The 5,013-nt window shown below is 41.8% G+C and carries 5 protein-coding genes and 1 tRNA gene; 5 read left to right on the plus strand and 1 reads right to left on the minus strand.

Annotated elements, in window-relative coordinates; genetic code table 11:
* The 3 genes from AB5754_RS12485 to AB5754_RS12495 all read left to right on the plus strand — a co-directional run.
* Positions 1-1,576: peptidase U32 family protein (locus AB5754_RS12485; protein ID WP_368259632.1), on the plus strand; the 1,576-nt coding region annotated here is incomplete at its 5' end.
* A 25-nt stretch (positions 1,577-1,601) separates the two neighbouring features.
* Positions 1,602-2,903 (plus strand): aspartate aminotransferase family protein, encoded by a 1,302-nt coding sequence (locus AB5754_RS12490; protein ID WP_368251008.1) that lies wholly within the window; start codon positions 1,602-1,604, stop codon positions 2,901-2,903.
* A gap of 78 nt (positions 2,904-2,981) precedes the next feature.
* Positions 2,982-3,107 carry a hypothetical protein gene (locus AB5754_RS12495; RefSeq protein WP_368251007.1) on the plus strand — a complete coding sequence of 42 codons (126 nt, stop codon included), beginning with the start codon at positions 2,982-2,984 and terminating at the stop codon, positions 3,105-3,107.
* Here AB5754_RS12495 and AB5754_RS12500 read toward each other — a convergent pair.
* Positions 3,098-3,170, minus strand: a tRNA-Lys gene (locus AB5754_RS12500). The two genes, AB5754_RS12495 and AB5754_RS12500, sit on opposite strands and share 10 nt — an antisense overlap.
* Before the next feature lie 446 nt (positions 3,171-3,616).
* Between AB5754_RS12500 and AB5754_RS12505 the strand changes: the two genes are divergently transcribed.
* A complete protein-coding gene (locus AB5754_RS12505; RefSeq protein ID WP_368251006.1) occupies positions 3,617-4,180 on the plus strand; it encodes a DUF1836 domain-containing protein in 564 nt (187 codons plus the stop codon).
* Positions 4,173-5,013 (plus strand): DegV family protein (locus AB5754_RS12510; protein ID WP_368259633.1); only part of this gene is annotated, 841 nt, incomplete at its 3' end. The genes AB5754_RS12505 and AB5754_RS12510, both read left to right, overlap by 8 nt.

Raw genomic sequence — 5,013 nt, forward strand, 5'->3', positions numbered from 1 at the left:
CTTGAGTATCATGGCCAATGTTCACAACCGGGAAATGTTAGCCGCAGCGTCAGAATTAGGTGTGACGCGCTGTGTGATTTCTCGAGAAGCCAGTTTGGCTGATGTAGAAGACTTTGTGAAAGATTATCCTGAATTGGAATATGAATACTTTATCCACGGGGATATGTGCATTGCTCATGGTGCTCAGTGTTATGCCAGTGGGGTTTACTTTGGCAAAAGTGGCAATCGAGGCTTGTGTATGAAGCCATGTCGCTGGGCTTACCAAAATGAAAAAGACGATGAACTCGTTTACCCGATGGCGGTAAAAGATATGTCTTTGTATCAACACATTCCTGAATTGATCTTATCAGGAGTAAATTCTTATAAGATTGAAGGGCGCATGCGTGGGGCAGATTATTTAATCGATTTGATCAATCTATATGGCGAGGCTATTGATCGCTTTTTGGCTGATCCAATCAGCTACCAAACGGATGCTAAAAAGGTCGAATATCTGGAAGAAAATCGGGTACGGGACTTGTCTACGGCCTACGCTTTTGGCAAGCCGGGACGCAACAATATCGCCCTAGATGGCAAACGAGAACCCCGGGTATTCTCACGACCCCTAGAAGAGCCGGTTATGAAAGAGCGACGGGTGGCAAAAGTGGTGGAACATTTCCAAGAACTGCTTGGTAATGAAGAAAAGACAAAGCCTTTAGAGTTGCGGGTAACGGTGGATAGTAAAGCCAGTGCTAAGGCTGCTTTACTTGCAGGCGTAGACAGTCTTTATCTTTCTGGTGAAGTATTTGCACCAAACCCAGCAATTTCTTTAGCAGAGCTTACAGAAATTGCTGCTTTAGCCAAACAAAGTCAGACACCGGTATATTACGTCTTACCACGAATGGTGAATCAAAATCAATTTCGTTTATTAGATGCTTTTGTAGCGCAACTGCCAAAGGTGGGGATTACCGGATTAGTGGTTTCCAATCTTGGGGAAATTCGTCGTTATGGCAAGTTGAATTTGAAACTGCGAGGCGATTACGGGTTAAATGTCTACAATCACCTCAGTGGCAAATTCTATCAAGAACAAGGCTTAGAATCCGTTACATTGTCTATCGAAGCACCGGTTTCCATTGTAGCGACGACACCTAAACAAATGCCTATTACCTCAGAGTTGATTGTGCAAGGTGCCCCTACGTTGATGTATATGGAGCATTCCTTTAAAAAGGCCATGTCAAACCAAACGGATAAAGATTGGATTGACGGAGGTAGCACGAATGATAATTTGGATTTAATCGATGAAAATGGCTTTGTGCGGAAGATTCGAGTAGATCAATACGGTAAAAACCATCTCTTGCCGACAAAAGATTTTTCTTACGCGGTCTTGTTACCAGAACTAAGTAGGACTGGTCTAGATGCACTGCGAATTGAAGCCAAAGAATACAGTCCCGACGTATTGGAACAAGTGATTGCATTGTATCGTGAAGCGCTAAATGAGTCTGATACCTCAACTAGCTTAGAAAAACGAATGGAATGGGCAGATAAGCTTGCCACTATTACCGGGCATGAACAAAGTTTACAGACTTTGATTTTTAATTAATCGGCTACTTAGAAAGGAGAAAGACATGAGTTATTTAGGACCAGCAGGAGTTATTGCCAAAAAACAGGAATATTTCGTTCCTTGTATCAATCATTTTTATAAAGAGCCCCCAGAATTAGTCAAAGGGGAGATGCAGTATCTTTTTGATTCTACTGGGAAAAAATATTTAGATTTTTATGCCGGCGTATCTGTGATGAACTGTGGTCACTCCAACCCAGCCATCATTAACCCGGTAATCAATCAAATCCAAGACTTACAGCACGTCTGCAATATTTATCTCACGGAAAACGGAGTGAATCTGGCTGAACAATTAGCTACGGTGACACCGGGGAATTTGAAACGAACTTTCTTTGTGAACTCTGGGACGGAAGCCAATGAAGGAGCTCTTTTAATGGCGCAACTATACACCGGTGCCCATGAATTTATCGCTTTGGATCTTGGGTTACACGGGCGCACGCAACTGACCATGAGTTTAACTGGGATTGGCATGTGGCGCACTACGGACACGCCGAATGGGGGGATTCACTTTGCAAAAAATCCTTACTTTTATCGAGATGGCCGTCATGATACAAATCAAAGCCAAGAAGATTTTGAAGAAGAATGTCTTGCCGATGTGGAACGCTTGATTCGTCGCCGAACTTCTGGCAAGATTGCGGCCATGATCGTAGAACCTATTCAAGGCAATGCCGGAATCGTTACGCCAACAGCTAACTACTTCAAAAAGCTCAAAGCTCTATTGGAAAAACACAATATTTTGTTAATTGCGGATGAAGTTCAAACGGGTTTTGGCCGCACCGGTAAAATGTTTGCTATGGAAAACTTCGGTGTCGTGCCGGATATTATGACAGTGGCCAAAGCATTAGGCAATGGCTTTCCCATTGGAGCGTACATCACCACCGATGAAATTGCCGCAGCTTTCACCAGACCTTCTGCCTCTACATTAGGGGGCAATCCCGTCTCCACCGCAGCGGGCATGGCAGTGTTACAATACTTGGCAGAAGCAGATTTATTGGAAAATGCCAAAGAGCGAGGAGCACAATTACAAGCAGGACTTTTAGAATTGCAAAAACGCCATGATTTAATCGGGGATGTTCGGGGAATCGGATTGATGGTAGGAGCTGAATTGGTTACGAATCGTACCACACTAGCCCCCGCTGCGGATCAAGTGGATGAAATTCTAGAAAAAATGAAAGATCGAGGCATTTTAGTAGGAAAAAACGGTGAGAATCGCAATGTCCTAGCTATGCAACCACCATTAGTAATCACCGCAGAAGATGTAGCGTTCTTTTTGAAGAATTTAGATGAAGTATTGAGTGAGGTGGAATAAGAGTGCCACTTTAAAAAGGTTGAGGTGATTATTGCCTCAACCTTTTTAAATTTCCCATCTAAAGAAAAGAGCCCTTGAATGGAAGATTCAAGGGCTCTGGATGTAAAAATTACAAAAAAATACCACCGCGTACATTCTTTTCGAAATCTCCAAGGAGACCAAGAACGTACCGGTGGCGTGGGTTTGGCACCCAATGGGCTGTGAGGGGCTCGAACCCGCGACCCGCTGATTAAGAGTCAGCTGCTCTACCAACTGAGCTAACAGCCCGTAACTTTCCTTTGCGAAAAGTACTTTATTATGTTAGCATTTCAAATTTGAAAATGCAAGGGATATTCGCGAAAAAATTTCATGCTGTTTTCTAAAAAGAAATGCACCTTTAATGAATATGAAAAAAGCTTTTCTTTTGAATAAGATTCAAAAAGTAAAAAAAGTTTAAAGACATCTTGAAAAAAATTTCTTCCAAGACTCAGTTCACAAAAAATTCACAATTACTTTGTATAGTACCAGTGTACCAACAAACAACCTGTCTTATTCCAAGACAAACCCTAACACTTTTTCATTTTTACTCCTGCCTACTGGTCCCCCGCCAGTAGGTCTTTTTTTGATCTTAGTTAAGAAGGAAAGTCCATCTTTTTTTCTTTTTCACCCTGTGCTATACTCTATGTAGTTTTGAAAACTAGATAAACTGATAATAGAAATTTGAAGGTGGAGAAATGGAAGATTTCAATCCGGATATTAAAGCGTGGGGAGCTAAATTAGCGAGCTTTCATTTACCACGTTGGACAGAATTACCTGAACTGGAGTTGTATATGGATCAAGTATTAACTTTGGTGACCGTCTATTTATCTCCGGTGATTCCCCCGGAAAAACACAATTTATTGACCAAAGCCATGGTTAACAACTATGTGAAATTAGGCATGATTCCAGCGCCGAAAAAAAAGCGTTATGACAAGACTCACGTGGCTTTTTTACTCGCCATTACAATATTAAAGCAAGTATTAACAATACCAGAAATTAAAGAAGGTATTTTATTTCAAGCGCAAGTGGCAGGGATTCAAAGAGCCTATGACTTCTTTTGTGAAGAAACCGAGCTCGCTTTGAAACGCAATGGAGATTTGGCCCAAGGAAAAATCCCTCCAGAAGAACAAGAGAAAATCGAGTTTCCCTTTCTAGCCGCACGAGCAGCTACCTTATCATTTGCCAATAAATTACTTGCGGAAAAAGTAATCGAATGCGAGATTGCTTATCTGCAAAACAAGGAGAAAACACATGAATAAAGAAAAAATTGCTATTTTAGCTGATTCCGGCAGTGATGTGCCTCAAGATTTTAGCCAAGCACATCACGTGTACACCTTGCCATTAAAGGTGATTTATCCCGACCGAGAGTATACGGACAAAGTAGATATCTCTTCTCAAGAAGTTATTGACCGTATGCCCGGAGAAATCCCTAAGACCTCTCTTCCTGATGGGGCTAGTATCGTGGCGGTCTTTGATGAAATCAAAGCCGCAGGTTATGAAAAAGTAATTGCCGTAACCATTTCCAGTGGACTTTCTGGGACTTATAATATGGTGCAAATGATGGCAAAAGACTATGAAGGCTTGGATATTTTTGTTTTGGATACGAAAAATATCGGGATTGCCTCAGGATTGCAAGCAATTCGAGCAGTGGAGCTGGTAGAAAGTGGTCTGGACTTTGAAACCATTTGCCAAAAATTAGCGGCAGAAGTTTTTCAAAACAAAGTATTTTTTAATGTAGCCACGTTGGAATATTTACAAAAGGGTGGACGGATTGGCTTAGTTACGGCGATTTTTGGAACAGCCTTAAAGTTAAATCCAATTATTTCTTGTAATGAAGAAGGAGTCTATTACACCGTAGCGAAATCTCGGGGACGTAAAAAGAGTCTGGCGAAATCATTAGAGTTAGTAAAAGACTTTGCAGGTAAGAGTCAAAAATATCGTTTGGCAGTAGCCCATGCCGGTGCGAAAGAAGAAGCCCAAGAAATGATGAAACGGCTGACGGCACTGTTGCCTAATGCGGTGGAACAATATTTTGGTGAAATTTCTCCTGCTTTAGTCGTGCATACTGGCCCTGGTTTATTAGGGGTAGGCG

Origin of the sequence: Enterococcus sp. 2201sp1_2201st1_C11_2201SCRN_220225 (assembly GCF_040925905.1) — a bacterium.
In the GTDB taxonomy this organism is placed as follows: Bacteria; Bacillota; Bacilli; order Lactobacillales; family Enterococcaceae; genus Enterococcus_C; species Enterococcus_C asini_A.